At 45.2% G+C, this 19,209-nt stretch carries 18 protein-coding genes; 1 reads left to right on the plus strand and 17 read right to left on the minus strand.

The window, feature by feature from the left end; translation table 11 throughout:
* Positions 1-4: 4 nt before the first annotated feature.
* From ACVBDU_RS14690 to ACVBDU_RS14760, 15 genes are all read right to left on the minus strand, one after another.
* Positions 5-1,015, minus strand: coding sequence for a sugar phosphate nucleotidyltransferase (locus ACVBDU_RS14690; protein WP_447180490.1), 1,011 nt, complete (start codon positions 1,013-1,015; stop codon positions 5-7).
* 284 nt (positions 1,016-1,299) lie between these two features.
* Complete coding sequence (gene dut / locus ACVBDU_RS14695; RefSeq protein ID WP_447180491.1) at positions 1,300-1,734, minus strand: dUTP diphosphatase; 435 nt, start codon at positions 1,732-1,734, stop codon at positions 1,300-1,302.
* Between the two features lie 94 nt (positions 1,735-1,828).
* Positions 1,829-3,301: a lipopolysaccharide biosynthesis protein gene (locus tag ACVBDU_RS14700; protein WP_447180492.1), complete on the minus strand. Its 1,473-nt coding sequence runs from the start codon at positions 3,299-3,301 to the stop codon at positions 1,829-1,831.
* Between the two features lie 108 nt (positions 3,302-3,409).
* Positions 3,410-3,901: a hypothetical protein gene (locus ACVBDU_RS14705; RefSeq protein WP_447180493.1), complete on the minus strand. Its 492-nt coding sequence runs from the start codon at positions 3,899-3,901 to the stop codon at positions 3,410-3,412.
* 412 nt (positions 3,902-4,313) lie between these two features.
* A complete protein-coding gene (gene atpG / locus ACVBDU_RS14710; protein WP_447180494.1) occupies positions 4,314-5,174 on the minus strand; it encodes an ATP synthase F1 subunit gamma in 861 nt (286 codons plus the stop codon).
* 48 nt (positions 5,175-5,222) lie between these two features.
* The gene (atpA, locus tag ACVBDU_RS14715; protein WP_447180495.1) at positions 5,223-6,800 is read right to left on the minus strand and encodes a F0F1 ATP synthase subunit alpha; all 1,578 of its coding nucleotides are present in this window, start codon (positions 6,798-6,800) and stop codon (positions 5,223-5,225) included.
* A 90-nt stretch (positions 6,801-6,890) separates the two neighbouring features.
* Entirely contained in the window at positions 6,891-7,427 is a 537-nt protein-coding gene (atpH, locus tag ACVBDU_RS14720) for an ATP synthase F1 subunit delta (protein WP_447180496.1), read from the minus strand.
* A gap of 7 nt (positions 7,428-7,434) precedes the next feature.
* Positions 7,435-7,932 carry a F0F1 ATP synthase subunit B gene (locus tag ACVBDU_RS14725; protein ID WP_447180497.1) on the minus strand — a complete coding sequence of 166 codons (498 nt, stop codon included), beginning with the start codon at positions 7,930-7,932 and terminating at the stop codon, positions 7,435-7,437.
* Positions 7,933-8,016: 84 nt separating this feature from the next.
* The gene (gene atpE, locus ACVBDU_RS14730) at positions 8,017-8,217 is read right to left on the minus strand and encodes an ATP synthase F0 subunit C (protein ID WP_072316888.1); all 201 of its coding nucleotides are present in this window, start codon (positions 8,215-8,217) and stop codon (positions 8,017-8,019) included.
* A gap of 49 nt (positions 8,218-8,266) precedes the next feature.
* Positions 8,267-9,343: a F0F1 ATP synthase subunit A gene (gene atpB / locus ACVBDU_RS14735; RefSeq protein ID WP_447180498.1), complete on the minus strand. Its 1,077-nt coding sequence runs from the start codon at positions 9,341-9,343 to the stop codon at positions 8,267-8,269.
* Positions 9,344-9,442: 99 nt separating this feature from the next.
* A complete protein-coding gene (locus ACVBDU_RS14740) occupies positions 9,443-9,874 on the minus strand; it encodes a hypothetical protein (protein WP_447180499.1) in 432 nt (143 codons plus the stop codon).
* A gap of 108 nt (positions 9,875-9,982) precedes the next feature.
* Positions 9,983-10,402, minus strand: a complete 420-nt coding sequence (locus tag ACVBDU_RS14745) for a bactofilin family protein (RefSeq protein WP_447180500.1) — start codon at positions 10,400-10,402, stop codon at positions 9,983-9,985.
* A 32-nt stretch (positions 10,403-10,434) separates the two neighbouring features.
* The gene (gene porW / locus ACVBDU_RS14750; RefSeq protein ID WP_447180501.1) at positions 10,435-12,963 is read right to left on the minus strand and encodes a type IX secretion system periplasmic lipoprotein PorW/SprE; all 2,529 of its coding nucleotides are present in this window, start codon (positions 12,961-12,963) and stop codon (positions 10,435-10,437) included.
* 258 nt (positions 12,964-13,221) lie between these two features.
* Positions 13,222-13,917: an ABC transporter ATP-binding protein gene (locus ACVBDU_RS14755; protein ID WP_447180502.1), complete on the minus strand. Its 696-nt coding sequence runs from the start codon at positions 13,915-13,917 to the stop codon at positions 13,222-13,224.
* Positions 13,918-13,939: 22 nt separating this feature from the next.
* Positions 13,940-15,424 carry a DUF5687 family protein gene (locus tag ACVBDU_RS14760; RefSeq protein WP_447180503.1) on the minus strand — a complete coding sequence of 495 codons (1,485 nt, stop codon included), beginning with the start codon at positions 15,422-15,424 and terminating at the stop codon, positions 13,940-13,942.
* Between the two features lie 361 nt (positions 15,425-15,785).
* Between ACVBDU_RS14760 and ACVBDU_RS14765 the strand changes: the two genes are divergently transcribed.
* Positions 15,786-16,838: a 2Fe-2S iron-sulfur cluster-binding protein gene (locus tag ACVBDU_RS14765; RefSeq protein WP_447180504.1), complete on the plus strand. Its 1,053-nt coding sequence runs from the start codon at positions 15,786-15,788 to the stop codon at positions 16,836-16,838.
* 400 nt (positions 16,839-17,238) lie between these two features.
* On the opposite strand, the gene ACVBDU_RS14770 is transcribed toward ACVBDU_RS14765, so the two are convergent.
* Complete coding sequence (locus tag ACVBDU_RS14770; protein WP_447180505.1) at positions 17,239-18,351, minus strand: glycosyltransferase family 9 protein; 1,113 nt, start codon at positions 18,349-18,351, stop codon at positions 17,239-17,241.
* A 37-nt stretch (positions 18,352-18,388) separates the two neighbouring features.
* Entirely contained in the window at positions 18,389-18,994 is a 606-nt protein-coding gene (locus tag ACVBDU_RS14775; protein ID WP_447180506.1) for a DUF4254 domain-containing protein, read from the minus strand.
* Positions 18,995-19,209: the final 215 nt, after the last annotated feature.

A 19,209-nucleotide genomic window follows, 5' to 3' on the forward strand; every position in this document is an offset into this window, starting at 1 on the left:
TTATTTATTCCAGTACGGAATAATCTCCTATGCTGACACTGGTAAATGAACCATCGAATTTTGCATAGTTGCCTATCATGGCATTGTCCAGCTCCGCATTTTTAAGGATGGCCCTGGTTTGTACCAGGCTGTTTTTTATAACCGTATTTTCCACGAAACAACCGTCTCCCAGGGAAACATAAGGACCAACCGTGGTATTCTTCAGCACCACGTTCTCCCCGATATAGCAGGGTGGTATAATCTCCGAGTTTTCCAGGTCTACCGTATCGGATACCATACTTTTCCCTTCTTCATGAAGAAAACCAAGCATCCTGGTATTGGTTTCCACAGTAACCTGTTTGTTGCCGCAATCCATCCATTCGTCCACTTTTCCGGGAACAAATTTCATGCCTTTCTCCATCATTCCTTTTATACCGTCATTTATCTGGTATTCTCCGCCGTGAATGATATTTTCATCCAGCACCCGTTGCAGTTCCGCTTTCAGGACACCTCCATCTTTGAAATAATAAATACCGATAACTGCCAGGTCGGAAATAAACACGGCGGGTTTCTCTACCAGTCCGGCTATTTCCTTATTGTCATTGAGTTCCACTACCCCATAGGCTTCCGGATTTTCCACCTGCTTAACCCATATAACGCTATCCGCACTTTCATCGAGGGTAAAATCGGCCTTGAAAAGTGTGTCTGCATAGGCAATCACACAAGGGCCCGAAAGCGAATCGGCGGCACACATTATGGCGTGACCCGTTCCGAGGGGTTTGTCCTGGTAATAGATAGTCCCTTTCGCCCCCAGGCTTTTCGCGATGGAGATCAGGGTGTTTTCTATTTCCCGGCCAAAATCGTCTTTGATAATAAATGCGACTTCTTCGACCTTCTGTTTCAAAACTCCGGCTATATCCTCCACGAGTCGTTGTACAATAGGTTTTCCCGCAATGGGGATAAGCGGTTTGGGAACCGTAAGGGTGTGCGGACGAAGGCGCGAACCCCTGCCTGCCATTGGTACTATTATTTTCATGTGTGTTGTGTTTTTTATACCGGGAACCGTATTTCCGCAGATCCTCCCTCAGAGGGTAACGGAACTCTTTTCCCTGTATTCATTATTAATACATGACAAAAATCGAATTTCAGTAATTCCTCTCCCAAAAGCTTTAGGGCTGGGGATAAACTGATTTTCCGGTTAAATTATGCAAACTGGATTTTTGTCATGCACTAAACGTATTCATATTATAGCATTCGTTCGTATTATATTTTCTTCCCTTGCTTCCGGCCCTGTCATATGGCGGAACAAGGAGCATGCACCTACTTTACTCCCGTACTTCCAAACCCGCCTTCACCGCGTACGGTTTCCGACAAAGTCTCCACTTCATTCCATTCGGCCCTTTCGTGCTTAGCTATGACGAGCTGTGCGATACGCTCCCCGTCTTCCACCACAAAATCCGTATCGGAAAGGTTTACCAGGATAACCCCTATTTCTCCGCGATAATCCGCATCTATGGTACCCGGGGCATTGAGTACGGTAATCCCTTTCTTAATCGCCAGTCCGCTTCGCGGGCGCACCTGCGCCTCTATCCCTACCGGCAACTCAATAAACAACCCGGTCTTTACCAAAGCCCTTTGCAGGGGTTTTAACAGTACCGGTTCTCCGAGGTCTGCTCTCAGGTCCATTCCGGCCGAAGCCGAAGTTTCATAGTTAGGTAACGCATGTTTGGACCTGTTAATTATTTTTACAGTCATTTTTTTATGTTTTTTACTCCGGGGAGACAATCCTACTGTACTTCTCCGGTTATTGGTTTATTACTTAATGAAATCCTGCCAGCTTTCCGTTACATTACCCGGAACGGTATTTTTGCAGGAATATTTTTTTCAGCTCTCTCCTTTCCAGGAAGAATACCAGCGCCAAAAATACTAAAAGTAGCCCGCTTCCTACAATAATGTCGCTTTTAAATACATAAAAGGAAAGAAAGGAGAAGAAAACGGAAACAAAAAGGTACGCACTTATTTTTTTTATATTATACGGCACGGGATAATGCTTTTGTCCCATTATATAGGAAATAATCATCATACTTCCATAAGCTGCAAGGGTAGTTATAGCGGAGCCTTTGTAACCTATTAACGGGATAAGAATAAAGTTGAGTACCAGTGTAATCACCGCCCCGGTAACGGATATATACGCCCCATAACGTGTTTTATCGGTAACTTTATACCAGACGGACAGATTGTGGTAAATACCGAGACACAGGTTGGCCAGGATAACCATAGGCACGATACCCAGTGCTTCCCAATAGGTTTCATTGCGTATAAGCAATACTTTCAGAACATCAATATACACCATGACCCCCAGTAATATACAGGAGCCGAAAATGACAAAATACTGTGCGATCAACGCATATGTTTCGGGAGCATTCTTATTTTTTGCATAACTGAAGAAAAAGGGTTCCACTCCCAGCCGGAAAGCTGTGGCGTAAAGGGTCATAAATGTGGCTATCTTATAACAGGCCGTATACACCCCTACCTCTCCTTTGGCTATATCGTCGGGCAGAAGGTAATCGAGTAACAGCCGGTCGAAAACCTCGTTTACGGTATATGCCAGACCGGCAATGAGAACAGGCCAGGCATAGTCCATCATACGCTTCCACAACACTTTGTCGAAATGCCATTTTATATTCCGGAATCCAGGGACAAGAACAAGGAAGGTCAGGGCACTGGCTACCAGGTTGGAAATAAATATATAGGCGATCTGAAAGTCCTCTACATACAGGTAATTCCAGACACCTTCTCCTTCTCCCGAGGCGAGTGACGGAAGAAGTACCAGAAAGAAAACGTTAAGCCCAAGATTAACGGACACATTGCCTATTTTGATATAGGTATATACCAACGGCTTCTGCATGGCCCTCAACCTGGCAAAAGGTATAATGGCAAAGGCATCCAGGGCCAGTATCCATATGGTATATACGATGTACTCCGTATCTATTCCCGCCCATTGTGCCAGCAGTCCCCGCATGGAAAGTGCCGTAAGAAGGAACAATAAAGTAGTAAATACAATGGAAGAAAAAGATGTACTCACTACCCTTTCTCTGTTCTCTTCCGCATTGAAAAAGCGGAAAAAAGCGGTTTCCATACCATAGGCCAGAATCACATTAAACAGGGCTATCCAGGAATAAACGATGTTAAGTTCGCCGTACTCTTCCTTGGGTAAAATATCGGTGTAGAGCGGCACCAGGATAAAATTGAGCATCCTGGGCAAAACCGTTGCCAGTCCGTAAATAAATGTATGCTTGAAAAGTTTTTGAAGTGCACCCAACAGTTCACCGGATTTCTGGGGGATAAAAGTATGGAAAAGTACTGAAAAACCCTAACCACCGATCTGCGTAATCCAAAATCACCGGATTTGCTGTTTCAAGAAACCCGCTTATTCCTCCGGAGGATTCACCACAGGTTTTTCTTCTTTTACCCCGGATATGCGGAAATACCCGGTTCTCCCTTTTTCGGAGTAACTTACTACGGCCTCTCCTTCTGCCAGTTCAAACGGTATGGATTGGGGAAATTCCGGGGGTCGGTTGCCTACCTCTTTTACGGGATCGGCGTGCATAATAATATCCGGCTTTTGCCGGTTTGTAAATCGGCCTATATAAACCAGGTAATTGCCGCGCTGTACTTTTTCGAGTTTTGCCGCCATACCCCGGTAATACACACTGTCCAGAAATATATCGCTGCCCGAAATAACAGGAATAAAAATATTGGTCCCGGATAAGGGCTTTCCTTCGGTACGCCAGTTCTCAGATACAACATCTCCCAATTGCAGCGCCTCCGGCTGTGCGGATAACACTTTCCGGGAGTTTGCACACTGCGCAAAAGCGGAAATCACAAAAATTCCGGTAAGAATCTGTATAACTGCTCTCATAAATATATCCGTTTAGTCAACTATTCGAGGCATCCCGCTAACCGGGAGACTGCAAAATGATCTTTTAGCCCATACTTCGCTTCCATCTGAAAAGTCCAGATGAGACCTGTATGTAAATATACCCTTTTCAAATTTGATGCCATTTTTATCCGATCCTTTTTTTGGGTCTTATACCCTATGATTTAAATTCATCGATTCCGAAATGACCGGATAACCCTGTGCTCCGATAGCTACAAAATCTAACAGCTTCCGGACTTGATCTCCTTTTGCCTCACACGAAACGGGGAAGAAAACGACACTTACAAAAAAACCCGCAGGATCGGAATCTTACGGGTTCTATTATATTTGAAAAAGAGGGATTAATCTTTTTAACAAGCTCCGGAAATAACATCCGGCCTGCCATACCAGTGTTTTAACCGTTCAGCGCCTCCGCACCACCCACGATTTCCAGTATCTCATTGGTAATCGCAGCCTGTCGGGCTTTGTTATAGGTTAGTTTTAACTGGTCTCTGAGTTCCTTGGCATTATCCGTCGCTTTGTGCATGGCCGTCATACGCGCTCCGTGCTCCGAAGCAAAAGAATCGCGAATAGCTTTGTACAACTGCGTTTTCAGAGATTTAGGGATCAGTGTTTCCACAATCTCTTCTTTCGAAGGCTCAAAAATATAATCGGAAGCCAGTTCTTTATCTCCGTCTACGGGAACGATAGGCAAAAACTGTTCGTTTCTCACTATCTGGGTTGCAGCATTCTTAAAATGGTTATACAACAGTACGATCTTATCATAAGACCCGTCTGCATACATAGCCATCAACCGTTCGGCTATCTCCGATACACGATCAAAGGTCAGGTCATCAAAAACTTCATTGTGGTTCTCTACAACGGTACAGGATTTTCGAAGGACATCGTTTCCTTTTTTACCAACGGTAACGAAATCTACCTGCTTGCCTTGGTAAGTAGCTCCGATAACCTGCTTTGCTTCCTTAATAACATTGGTGTTAAAAGCGCCACAAAGCCCACGGTTGGAAGTAATGGCCACAGCAAGTACTTTATTCACCTCTCGTTCTTCGGCATAAGCACTACCGGAATCGCCTTCCAGCGTAGCACTGAACCCCTGCAACAACTCGGTGAGTTTCTCTGCGTAAGGCCGCATAGCAGTAATAGCATCCTGTGCTTTTTTCAACTTTGCAGCAGATACCATTTTCATGGCACTGGTAATCTGCATCGTAGATGATACCGATGTTATTCTCCCGCGTATTTCTTTTAAGTTTGCCATATTGTTAATTCGCTAATTTGCCAATGAGTCCATTGGCTAATTATCACATTAATTATACTTCCCCGAAAGCTCCTTAGCCACGGAACTCAGTGTATCCGTAACTTCATCGGTAAGCTTGCCCTGCTTTAACAGGTCCAGGATATTCCTGTGCTTCGCGTTCAGGAATTCTATATAATCTCTTTCGAATTCTTTTACTTTATTCACGGGTACGTTTCTCAACAGGTTTTTGGAACCCGCATAAATAATCGCTACCTGATCTTCCACAGTGTAAGGATCATTTTGTGCCTGCTTCAGTATTTCCACGTTACGTCTACCTTTCTCAATAACATTGAGTGTAGCCGCATCCAGGTCGGAACCGAACTTGGCAAAAGCTTCCAGTTCACGGAACTGGGCCTGGTCGAGTTTCAGTGTACCGGCTACTTTTTTCATGGATTTTATCTGTGCCGAACCTCCGACACGCGATACGGAAATACCCACGTTGATCGCGGGACGAACCCCGGAGTTGAACAGGTCGGATTCCAGGAATATCTGTCCATCGGTAATAGAGATCACGTTGGTAGGAATATACGCGGAAACATCACCTGCCTGGGTTTCGATAATCGGCAGGGCGGTAAGGGAACCTCCTCCTTTCACTATAGGTTTTAATACAGCCGGGAGATCGTTCATCTCTTTAGCGATATTATCATCGGCAATCACTTTTGCCGCACGCTCCAGCAACCTGGAGTGCAGGTAAAACACGTCACCGGGATATGCTTCACGTCCTGGCGGACGACGCAATAACAGGGACACCTCACGGTATGCCACAGCCTGCTTGGACAAATCATCGTATATGATCAGCGCAGGTCTTCCGGTATCCCGGAAGTACTCTCCTATCGCAGCTCCTGCAAATGGGGCATAAACCTGCATAGGTGCAGGATCGGAAGCGTTTGCCGCCACGATGGTAGTATATGCCAGAGCACCTTTATCTTCGAGTGTTTTGGCAATACCTGCCACTGTAGAAGCTTTTTGTCCTATAGCTACATATATACAGTATACGGGTTCACCCGCATCATAAAATTCTTTCTGGTTCAGAATGGTATCGATACAAACCGTGGTTTTACCGGTCTGACGGTCACCGATCACCAGTTCCCGCTGTCCTCTACCTACGGGGATCATGGCATCTATAGCCTTAACACCTGTTTGCAGCGGTTCGTTTACCGGCTGACGGAAGATTACTCCGGGGGCTTTACGCTCCAGGGGCATTTCATACAGTTCTCCTTCGATGCTTCCTTTTCCGTCGATAGGGTTACCCAGGGCATCCACTACACGCCCTACAATACCTTCTCCAACTTTAATGGAAGCGATTCGCTGGGTACGTTTTGCCGTGGCTCCTTCTTTAATTTCTTTGGAAGGTCCTAACAATACCACCCCAACATTATCCTCTTCCAGGTTAAGTACAATACCTTCCAGGCCGGACTCAAACTCCACTAATTCCCCGTACTGGGCATTGGAAAGTCCGTAAACCCTTGCGATACCGTCTCCCACCTGCAGGACTGTCCCCACTTCGTCCAGGGAAGCTCCCGCTTCAAACCCGGATAACTGCTTCTTCAATATTGCTGATACTTCAGCCGGATTAACTTCTGCCATCTTTATTCTTGGTGTTTAGTGACCGGACACCGGTCCTGCGGTAAGCAGGGATATCCAGCCTCATTTTTTTAATTGTACTATATATTCAAATTAATTATAGGAAAACTTTCTCTTCAGATCGTTGAATCTGCTGGTTATACTCGCGTTGTACTGCAAATCGCCGATACGCAGAATAAAACCACCTATTATACTTTCATCCACTACATTTTTCAGTGTTGCTTCCTTTCCGGTAAGTTCCTTCACTTTCTGCAATACTCCGGCTTTCAGCCTGTCTGTCAACGGAACCGCCGTGGTAACCACAGCCAGTTGCTTTCCGTAGCTTTCATCATAAAGGATCACATACTGCCGGGCCACTTCAGCCAGAAGGGCTATCCGGTTATTTTCCGCAAGAACTCCTATGAGATCCGCAGAAATCTTGTTTACGGAAGCAAATATCTCCTGCAGCGCTGCTTTTTTTACCTCAGACTTCACTACCGGGCTTTTTAGCACAAGTTGCAGATCCCTGCTTTGGGCAACCGTATTTTTCACCAGGTCCATATCTTCGTATACGGCCTTTATAGCGTCCTTTTCGCGGGCCAGTGCCAGGACGGCCTTCGCATAACGTATAGCTGCTCTTGTTCCTGCCATGATCCGTTTAGTTTAAAGTAGTACCTACTTCTCCGAGCATGTTTTCCACCAGCTCTAATTGTTTGTCTTTATCGGACAACTCCTGCTTCACCACCTTTTCGGCAATTTCCACGGACAGGCTTGCTACCTGGTTTTTCAGTTCGGCCAGGGCCGCTTTTTTCTCTCCTTCTATAGCCAATTTTGCCTGGGCAATAATTTTGTTCCCCTGCTCCTGGGCTTCTTCTTTGGCATCCGCTAAGATCTTCTCTTTCATCTCCCGTGCTTCTTTCAGCAGTGTATCTCTTTCCGCACGTGCTTCTTTGAGAATACGCTCATTATCCGCCTTGAGGTTCTGCATTTCCTTTCGGGCCTCTTCGGCTGCGGCAAGGGCATCGTTGATAGAGGTTTCCCTGTTTTTTACTGCTCCCAGTATAGGTTTCCACGCGTATTTGCGCAATAATACCAGCAGGATAATAAATACCAGTACCGTCCAAAATATCAAACTTTCAGGATGCGTAATATTCATTTTCTATATATAGTTTAAGTCCTTTACGTACAAAAAACAAAAACCACCCCGTAACCAACCGTTACGGAGTGTGTTTTTCTTTAATTAACCTTTCATCAGAGCTACAACCACTGCAAACAGCGCAACACCTTCAATAAGGGCTGCAGCAATAATCATGGCAGTCTGAATTTTCGAAGCCGCTTCGGGTTGACGTGCAATAGCATCCATGGCAGAACCACCGATCTTACCGATACCAATCCCTGCAGCAATCGCAGCCAATCCGGCTCCTATTCCAGCTAAAATCATAATTGAAAATTTATATAGTTACTTAATTAAACTCCAAACAAAATTCTTCCTAATGATGGTCTTCCACAGCCTGACCGATAAACAGTGCAGAAAGCAGGGTAAACACATAGGCCTGTAACGCCGCTACCAGCAATTCCAGCACAAACATGAACAAGGCAAATGCAATGGACACGGGTGCTACCGCAGCGGTTTTAAAAATAAATATCAGTGAAAAAAGGCTCAGAATCACAATATGCCCTGCGGTAATATTCGCAAAAAGACGCACCATAAGAGCAAACGGCTTTGTAAACATCCCCAATACTTCCACGGGTATCATAATAATGAGCAAAGGTTTTGGTACGCCGGGAGTAGCAAATATGTGTCCCCAGTAATTCTTATTCGCGCTGAATGTGGTAATCAGAAAGGTAAATACCGCCAGTACCCCGGTAAACACAATATCATTGGTAAGGGTCCCGGAAAAGGGGAAAAACGGAATAAGTCCGAACAGGTTACCCAGCCATATCAGGAAAAATACGGTAAGCAGATAAGGCATATACTTTTCGTACTTTTTCTTTCCGATATTGGGTATAGCTATTTCATTTCGTACAAAAAGGATCAGGGGCTCCATAAATCCGGCCAGTCCTTTGGGTGCTCCCTGGTTTTTCCGATAAGACTGAGCCACAGGTATAAAAATAAGCAGCATCAGGGCAGCGGAAAGAAACAGCGTAAATACGTTTTTAGTTATAGAAAAATTAAGCGGCCTGCTATTGGTCGGATGATGCTCTTCGTCAAAGGAAAGCGTCCCGTTTTCGCCGGCATAATAGATCTCATCGTGATACCGTACGAATTTCATTCCTTTTTTTTCCACAACCACTTCTCCGGCTTCGTCATGATGAAATTCCCCGGACATAAAAGTCACCAGGCCATTCTCTGTCCATAGAATCACAGGAAGGGGGACGGATATATCACCGGCAATGTGAAAATCATGCGAATCGCTGATATGGTGCATGATGGTTTCGGTAGGATCGAAAGCTTCTTCCGCAGAATCATCCGAATGGTCGTTATGATGTTCCTGGGAAAACACGGATGAAGAGATCAACAATGTTAAAAAAGCTATAATTTTGACAGATTTTCGTGCTATCGACATATCTTTATTTGTAAAAATACCTGGTCTCGAAATTTTGGCGCAAAGGTAGAAATTTAATTAACAATTCCTTGTTTATAAATAAACATTTTTTCGGATTTTTCATTCCTGGTCCTCCTGAACGAATTTTACCACGTAAAAGACCTCTATTGTTAAATAAATAAAGTAAGGGACAAAGAATGCCAGGACATCTCCGACAAAACTCCCCTCCTGCCCTATAAGAGGCCACAAAAAAACTACGGAAGCCATCATCCTCAACAAACTACACCCCATAAAAACATACCCTGTCTTATCGGCAGACGTTCTGCTGATATAGAGCAAAAACAGATATATAAGAAAAGTTACCGTAAAGTGGAAAGCGTAAATGGCAACGGTAGAAAGTTGAAAATCATACCCGGTAATTCCGTATGTAACAAGTGCATACTGCAACCCGCATAATACCGCGGTAAGAGGCAGTACTAATTTTAAAAAGGCAACCACATGTCTTTTCATCCGGATATTGAGTTTGGTATACGGCCCGCAAATATAAGTCATATCCCGGAATCTTTGCCTTTCCCTTTCGGAATGCCCTCTCCCGCCTCACTGCCCGACGAGGCCGGAAAGAACAATACAGTAATCACAAGTCTGTAAACACCGGGGATATCAAGCAATTTTGCCTGCTTTTTCCGGTTCTGCCACGGGCTTGTTAAGCGGTTTTATCTCCGCACCTTTCATAGTGCAACTGGCGTTGAATGCCGCTCCCGGATCTACAGCCAGCCTGGACGCAACCACATCGCCCTGAATAATCGCCGAAGACTTCAGCGACAATTGTTCTGTAACCAGCAATTCTCCGGTAAATTTGCCTTCGATATCGGCATTGACGCATTCTATCTTACCGTTAATAAAACCGTCTTTTCCAATAACGATCCGCCCGGAAGACTTCACATTGCCCTCTACCTTTCCGTCTATACGGATGTCGGCATCGGAAACAATATCACCGGTAATCCGGGTGTTCTTCTCAATACGGTTTGCCTGCGGAAAAGTTTCCGTAATTACTTTTCCTTTTTTGGATTCTGAAAACATTCGGGGTAGGTTTAATTATTATAAAATTATGTTTATGGTTCTTGCTGTATTCCTTTATTTCTGAAGGCGCCGACGTTTTTATGCACCTGTACTGTCCTGTAATCGGGGCTCAAAATAAGGAAATTTTCGGTGTTGATCACACATTCTTTGTCATTATTGATCAATTCCCTGTATGCCTTCGCATCTTTACTGTTCCTGAGCCCGTGCACAACCACGAATGCGGTGTCCTTATCATAAACGTCCCAGGATACTTTCAGGTTCTTGAAATAAGGGTATTTGAGAGAGAAATATTCCATGTTCTCCATGAGTTCTCTTGTTCCCACGATATTGTTCTTTTGAACCGGAAGAATAAGTTTCCAGCGTCCCGGTTCTTCTTCTCCTGCCATAAAAGCATCTCCGCCAAGTGCAGCGGCTTCATCCAGCTTCCTCTGGGCTTCTTTGCCCACATCGTCATTCGGATAATTGAGAGCTATGGCATTAAGCGCTTCCCGGAAACTATCCAGTCCGTACAACCTGCCCAGGCTGGTAGCCCGGAGCATTTCCATTCGCGGTATGATCTCTTCTCCGGTATGTTGTTTTATATATTTTTCTGTTTCCTGCAACACCGTTTCGTACTGCTGTGTTTCGAATTTCTTGTAAAGCGAGGTAAAATAGGTCTCCGGATCATTTGCTTCCCCGGCCAGAACGGCTTCCGGGTTTTCCAGTATTTCCGCATACCTGGACCCGGGATGGTTTTTAATGATATCTTCTTTCGCCCCTGCCATTTTATCAGACCCTTCTATTTCGTATAACCGAAAAAGATGGTACTTGGAGGGCAATACCAGTTTTTCTTCGGGGTCGCTGTCCAGTACGGTTTCCAGTTTTCCGATAGCCAGGGGATATTCTTTGAATTTTTCCTTGTAAATAAGCCCCAACTGGTAGTTAGCAAAATCCCTTTCCGTCTTCAGGCTGTCCAGTACCTGTTCGTCTGTCGGCAGGCGGTCCAGATAAAAATGGACATCATACCGCTCATCCGGTGTCATCGCCACTATTTCCGCTTGCGTTTCTTCTGCACTATCCTGTCGGGAGATCATACTTTTATTGGAAAGCCTCCAGTTATCCTGTAACTCCCGGTCTCCCCACATCTTCCGGAACGAAGTTTTTCCGTGCCCCAGGGCAATCTGGTTATAAAAGTAAAATTTTCCTCCTTCCGTAGCCTGTCCTATGGTGTTTATCTGTTCGTCAAAAGGATTAAAGCTCCCGTTTTCGGCAGCCCTTTCCTCTTCCTCTCTTCGTTTCTCATCTTCTGCACGTATTCCTTCGATATATGTTTCAAAATAGGCCACACGTTCGCTTTCGGGCAAAGAAACCAGGTGGAGTATACTGTCGTTTACATAAACAATATCCTCGTAGCGGATAACATCTTCCAGGTTGTCCCGTTTCTTTTGTATAGCCCTTATTTTCCGGCGGTCGTCTTTAAGCTGTATCAACGTACTGTCGTAATAGGCTCCCGCATTTTTATATTCGTTCCGGTCAAAATTCATTTCTGCCAGTTCTTCGTAGCACATCGCTTTCAGTCTCCAGTCATCCGCATTGGCTCTCAGGGATTTATTGAGATATTCTTCGGCCAGCCGTATAGAGTCGGACTCTTTGTGAAAGTCTGCGATATAGTGATATATCTTATCCAGAAAAGGGCGGTTTTCGCGGTTGTTTTCCATCCTGTCCAGGAATTCCAGCCTTTCTTCTCTTTCCGTGCTATCGGAAATCTCCGTATTGCGCATTTTCTGCAGTTCGGCGTTTATCATATACGTCCGCGGCGACTTTCGCTTCAGGGCAATGACCTTACCGTAAGCCAGGTTGGCACTGTCCTTGTTTTCCAGGGCATCGTAGAGCTGCCCTATGATATAGTTATACCTTCCTTTTTCTTCATTCTTTTTGGTAAGGGTCGCAGCAATCTTCAGTTTACGTACGGCGCTGTCTTTATGTTGCAGATTTATATAAGCCTGGGCCATTGCCGCACTGACATCGGCATACTCCTGCTCTTTCAGTTCCGTACCACGCACAAAATCCTTCAGGTTTTCCAGCGCCAGTTCTTCACTTTCCAGGCGTATGTTGGTCTTTTCTCTCCATATTCTAGCCTGCCGGTATTTATCGCTGTCCGGGTACTTATCCAGAATATAATTAAATGCCTCCATAGCGGGGATGAATCGTTGGTCGTAGTACCTCCCGATACCGAGCAACAGATAAGCCTCATCCATTTGCGGGTTGCGCTCTCTTCCCCGGATGTTCATTCCGTGTTTTTGTATGGCTTTGGCGGCTTTTTCCTCGGCCCTTTCGAAACTGGGGTTGTTCGCCCCGCCGGAAAGCGCTTTTTCCTCGACCACTTCCATACGTTCTACGGGCAGCACATCCCAGAAATTGTCAGTATACGAAGTTATGAGTCCTTCCCTGCCTTCGTTCAGGGCATTTTTCCCGTTATACAGAACATTGTATTTGGAAGTAAGCGCGTGAAAATTGCGGTTCAGAAAGGCATCTTTTTCGGTGGAACAGCCGGTAACGGCAAAAAAAGATACGATTGCCACGAAACAGGCTAAGCAGGATATGTTAATTACGGGCCTCAAATCTCAAAACTTTTTTATCTTTTTTATGATCGGGGGATGCCATGAAGAAATTTCACCGATGTTCCGGCAAAACCGCACAACATCCATTCCCGGGACACCTTGCGTTCTCCGGCCGATCGGAACAGCCACACAAGGTTTATACGGGTAAAAATACGTTTCTTTTTCGATTTGAGTAAAAAATGAGCTCTTTTATTGCGCTCTTCCAATACGTTACCGGGATCATCCGGCAAAAATAGTCTCCAGTTCCTTCAGTGTTTCCGGTGTTGTCTGCATGTCCCTGGTTATCTCTCCTTTATCCAGCACCACTATGCGTTTACAGACATCGGTTACGTGCATCAGATCGTGACTGGATATCAACACGGTAACTCCGTTATTCCCGGCCAGTTCGCGTACAATTTCCTTCAGGCGTATCTGGGTTGTGGGATCCAGGTTCGCAAAGGGTTCGTCCAGTATCACCACTTTGGGGTTACCGATCAGCGCGGCTATAATTCCGACTTTTTTCTGGTTCCCTTTAGAGAGGTCTCGCAGGTATTTATTCCGTTTGAGGATCTCCCCGTTAAAAAACTGCTCGTATTTCACCAGGAAGGCATCCACATCGGCCCGGTTCCATCCCCGAAGTTCTCCCGTAAAATAAAAATATTCTTCAGGGGTGAGATATCCTATCAAAAAACTCTCGTCGATAAAGGCCGAAGTATATGGTTTCCACTCTTCACTCTTGTTCACCATAACCTCATTATTGACGATATACCCGGAAGTAGGCCGGATAAGATCGAGCAAAAGACTGAAAAAAGTGGTTTTCCCCGCCCCGTTATTTCCCACCAGCCCCAGGCTCTGGCCGGAAGGAACAGTAAGTTCTTCGATACGGAGCACTGTGGTTCCGTTATAGTTTTTTGTAAGATCGTTTACTACTATCATATTGTATTTTTTAATTACCTGCCTAACTGTCTTTTTCTTTAAAACCGCTTATCGCCACATATTTCCGTTTCTTGTACAGGTTCCCAATGGCAGTCATCACATAATCCCGGCCCATAATACCCGCAATACCCATCAGGGCAAGAACGGAAGAGGCCGCATCGAACGAAATAAACTTATAGCACAGGTACCATATCAGCAACGGGAGTATCAACAGCGGCAGTACAACTATAAACTGTGCGGCACCGGTACCCTGGTAGTTGAGAAACGGGCTTTTTTCGAGATCCACACGCTTTTTATTATAAGCCCCGGCAAAGAGCAACACCGGGATATTCACCCCGATATTATACAGGGCACAAGCCGTATTCAGCACTACGATATCCCAACCGAAATAGGCATAAGGCAGGCTGAGCAGGTACAATACCACCACACTGAAAGCCATAAGCCCTGCTTTGGAGGCCAGGTATTTTTTCAACGGAATGTTCTGGGACATCATCATGCCGTAATAAGGACTGTCCCAGGAGGGAATAAACTGTCCGAAATTTATCATAAAAGCCCCGGATATAAATATCCCCACGAATACGTACCACGCAGGCATATCACGGTATGTGGGGTTGGTGTAAAATATCAGTCCGTAAGCAAGGAAAAACAGGGATAACCATACGGTACTTTTCGGGCGTTTGTTTCGCCATATGAGTTTCAGGTCGAGTTGCAGGAAGGGGGCGATATCACCAAACTTTCGTACCCACCCCATATCGGAAGTCCTTACCTGTCCTGCTTTGCTCTCCAAAGATGCATCCAGGTAGAACCGTTTGCGCAAAGCGGCATAGTTCCAGGTATACAAAAATACCGGAAGCAGGACGGGAATACACACCGTATAAGGATGTGCCACCAGGAAATCGAGCATCTTCCCGAAGAAAACACTGCTCTCAAACACCTGCAAACGCTCCAGTACGGTCAGAACCACGGCTACAAGAACAAAGGGGAGCAAAGTCTTTACCTCTCCGGCAAACTTTTTCTTTAAAAGAAAATTCAGGTAATTGACCCCAATTACCAGGCTCAGCATACAAACACTCCAGGCAAACATACCCCCCATGCTGTGGTTTCCTTCTACCGTACAAAAAACAGCAAACGGAATAACCACCAGTAAAGGAAACAGGTTAAAAAGGGAGAAAAGACTCTTCAGCAAAAGATAGTGAATGGCTTTCCCTTTACGCACAGGTAAAATGAGCAATGGCCTAATGTCCACAACAGGGAGTGTTTGTATAAAAAAGCGCACCAGCAAATCCGCGGAGATCCAGTAGATCACCAACCGGTTGGCTACGGATAGCTGTTCTTCTCCCGGGTACAATTCGGAGAGCAAGGGATACAAACCCACACCGAGCAGCAAAAAGGAAAGTATAAAGTACAGCGCTAGAAAACCCATTAAAATACGAATGGCCAGATCTTTCCCGAGACTGGCGGAGCGAAAAAAGGATTTCCATTGCAGGGAAACAAAATGCTTTATCATTTTAAACGGGTTTAACAATACATAGGTATCTGCGGCAGAGGTTTTGTTACACCAAATTTAACATTTTACCGGAAACCTCTTCCCCGAAAAAATAGCGCCCCCACACTTCGGAAGGGAAAACGGGACATACAGGACCTCAAAATAATACTTTTGCATCAAAACAACATCATTTCCCCTGTCCTTTTTATAGTATTACATTTGTTCCTTTGCCATTTTCGTATGCCGGAAAGGGGTATATAGTCCTACGTATTTCGCAAACAAACCGGCATTCCCGCCATGCGTATCCCGTGGTAAAACAGTTTAGTCTCCGGGCTTAAAAAGCATGTAACTATTTTATGTACATTTGCCGAAAAATTGTGTTATGTTGCATTTTCACCCTCTACGTGTTAGCAAAATAGAGAGAAATACACTTCAGTCAGTAACGATAACTTTTGATGTTCCCGAAAACCTGCGCGATACCTTTGTACACGAGGCGGGACAACATATCACCATAAAAAAGGAATTCGACGGAAAGGAAATCCGCAGGTCTTATTCCATCTGTACTTCTCCCGGGGAAGGGACACTTTCCGTAGGGATCAAGGAAATTCCGGACGGTACTTTCTCCCGGTACGCCAATCGTTCGCTACGCGAAGGAGATATTCTGGAAGTACATCCCCCGGAAGGGCACTTCACTTTTACGCCGGACGCCTCAAAGTCCAGGGCTGTGGCCGCTTTTGCTGCCGGAAGTGGTATTACCCCGGTAATCAGTATCCTGAAAACACTCCTGGAAAACGAACCGCAAAGTAAATTTGTTTTGGTATACGGTAACCGAAGTGCTGCGGAAACCATGTTTTTAAAGGAAATAACCGGACTTATTGCCGGATATCCCGAAAGACTAAGTGTATATTTCACCTATTCCAGGGCCGAAGAAGACAATGCCCTTTTTGGCCGTATAGAACATGCCACGGTGAATTATGTAATCAAAAACAAACAAAAAGACACTACTTTCGACGCTTTCTACCTCTGCGGACCGGAGGAAATGGTAAACACGGTTTCCGATACCCTAAAAGAAAACGGTATTGAGGAAAACAAAATAAACTTCGAACTTTTTGCTTCTTCAAAAGAGGAAAAAAAGCTGGACGAAAGCCTGGAAGGGCAAACCAGGGTAAAGGTTGTGGTTGATGACGAAGAATTCGAATTCAACATGCCCCAATCAGAAAAAGTACTGGACGCCGCACTCCGAAACGAGATAGACGCTCCTTATTCCTGCCAGGGGGGCGTATGCAGCAGCTGCCTGGCCCGGGTAACGGAAGGAGAAGTTAAAATGGTAAAAAACCAGATCCTTACCGATGCGGAAATTGCGGAAGGCCTGGTGCTTACCTGCCAGTCGCACCCCATTACACCTACGCTGTCTATAGATTACGACGATGTTTAAGTAGTATTCAGATTTGAGATCTTAGATTTGAGAATAGCTGGCGACCGGATGACGGGTGGTTAATACATTAATCCGGAAATTGAGGTATTCGGGTAAGGGGATAACCGGTTATTCTTGATCCGAAATTACCGGTGATGCGTTAATTTTTCAAAACACCATTTAACTATTTGACCAAAAGGAAATTATACTATTTTTTTTGTTTTTTGACCTGATTTTAGGTATATCACTTTTAAAGTCTCACAGAGCTCCTCCCTTTTGATAAAGGGAGGTGGCGCACCATAAAGTGTGACGGAGGGTTAGAAAGCCCAGGCCAATAGGAAAACATGAATGCTTAGGAATAAACCTAAGGCTTGGATTGGGTCAAACTCCCCGCTTACGATCAAAGACCGGAAGTACCTCTCTATATCCCCTCCAATATTTTTTTCACAACCGCATCCGGAGCAATGGTGCGCATGACATCTTCGTATCCTTCGGGGAATTTTTTGCCATATACGGAAGTGGGTATATGCGGATATTTTTCCCGGTCCGGAAGTAATGCATTATTCATATCCTGCCCCAACGGATAAAACCCGGCATACGGGTGTGTCACTCCCCACAAGGTAATCGTCCTGATACCGTACATGGCCGCGAGGTGAGCATTGCCACTGTCCATGGCCACCATAACATCCAGGTTGGAAATAAGGCTGAGTTCTTCCCCGAATGACAGTTTTCCGGCGACATTCACCACATGGGCATACCGGGCCTGCAGTGCATCCAAAGCCTGCTTTTCTTCTTTTCCCCCACCGAAAAGCAATAGGGTGTACTCTCCTCTTTCATTCAGCTTACCAATGACCTCCTCCATCAGGTCGGCCGGATACATTTTTCCTTTAAACGCCGCGAAAGGAGCTATCCCGATCCTTTTACGGCCTGCCGTCAAAAGCTGTTCTGTGGCGGGAGTAAGTTCCCGTTTTCCGGAAAATACCGGGCGGGACATATCTATGCCATACCCTAGTTTTTCAAAAACATCGGTATAGCGTTGATGCGTGGTTTTCAGCGGAGCAAACACCTTATTTCTCTCCCTGGTCAATGCTTTTTTCTCTCTGCGCCCTTTATCTATCTGTACCACCCGGCATCCGCCTGCCAGGAAAAACAGCTTCAGGATATTGCTTCGCAATACATTGTGCAGATCGGCCACAACATCTACTCCCGGCGCTTTCAGTTCCCGGTAGAGCCTGTAAAGCCCCGGAATTCCCTTGTGTTTTCCCCTGATGTCCGCTTCGAAAAAGGAAACCCCGGGAATACCTTCAAACACAGGCCGGAAAAATGCTCTCGAGACTACCGTTATACGCAGGCAGGGATGCTGTTTTATCAATGTCTGTAATACAGGTACCGTCATGGCCACATCGCCCATTGCAGAAAGCCGGATAACCAGTATCCGGGCGCCTTCGCGCCTTTCTGTTCCGGTAGCCAAAGGAGCGGAAATACTTCCGGGCACCACCGGGTGCGTATTTGTACTTGCTTTTTCTATCGCCAATATTTTTTATTTTGCAGACCAGCCAAAAGGGAAACCCTTATTTTTTATTCTGATATAGTACGGGGTTTAGCTCTTCATCGTTATACATCTTCATCTGCTTATACACTTTCATGTATTTGTACCCGGTCTCTATAGCTTCCAGGAGCTGGTCTATAGCTAAGGAAAGATCTTTTTTCTGCTCCAGGAGTATTGCCAGTTTTTCCCTGCACCTCGCCTTGTGCTCTACCGTAGCTCCTTTGCGACCGGCCTCTTCCTCCATATGGTATATTTTCAGGGCCAGAATAGACAAACGGTCGATAGCCCAGGCAGGGCTTTCGGAATTGATCGTAGCTTCCGGTTTGGGCTGCACATCTTTATATTTGTCCAGGAAATAGCTGTCTATAAACTCCACCGTATCCGTACGATCCTGGTTGGAGGCATCTATTTTCCGCTTCAGGTCCAGGGCATCCGCCGGATTGATATCCGGATCACGGATAATATCCTCATAGTGCCACTGTACCGTATCGATCCAGTTTTTCCGGTATAGCAAATGTTCTATCTGATCTTTGGGATAGGGGTTTTCAAAGGACTGGTATACATCATCTGCTTCATGATACTTTTTTATACTCTCTTCAAAAACTTTATATGCTAAATCACTAAACATCATTTTCTTTTTTATCAGGTTTCTATTTTTTTCTGCTGTGAATATGCACAGATACTTTTTTTAATCCCCATCACGCGCTGACTTCAGTCTTAAGACACTATCAAAACGTTTAGTACATGACAAAAATTGTTTTAACCTTGTTTCCTGGAAAATCAGTTTTATCCCAGTCCTAAAGGGAGCCCGATTTTCTTTGATTTCTCCATAGCTGTACCGGG

Source organism: Sinomicrobium endophyticum (assembly GCF_052983315.1).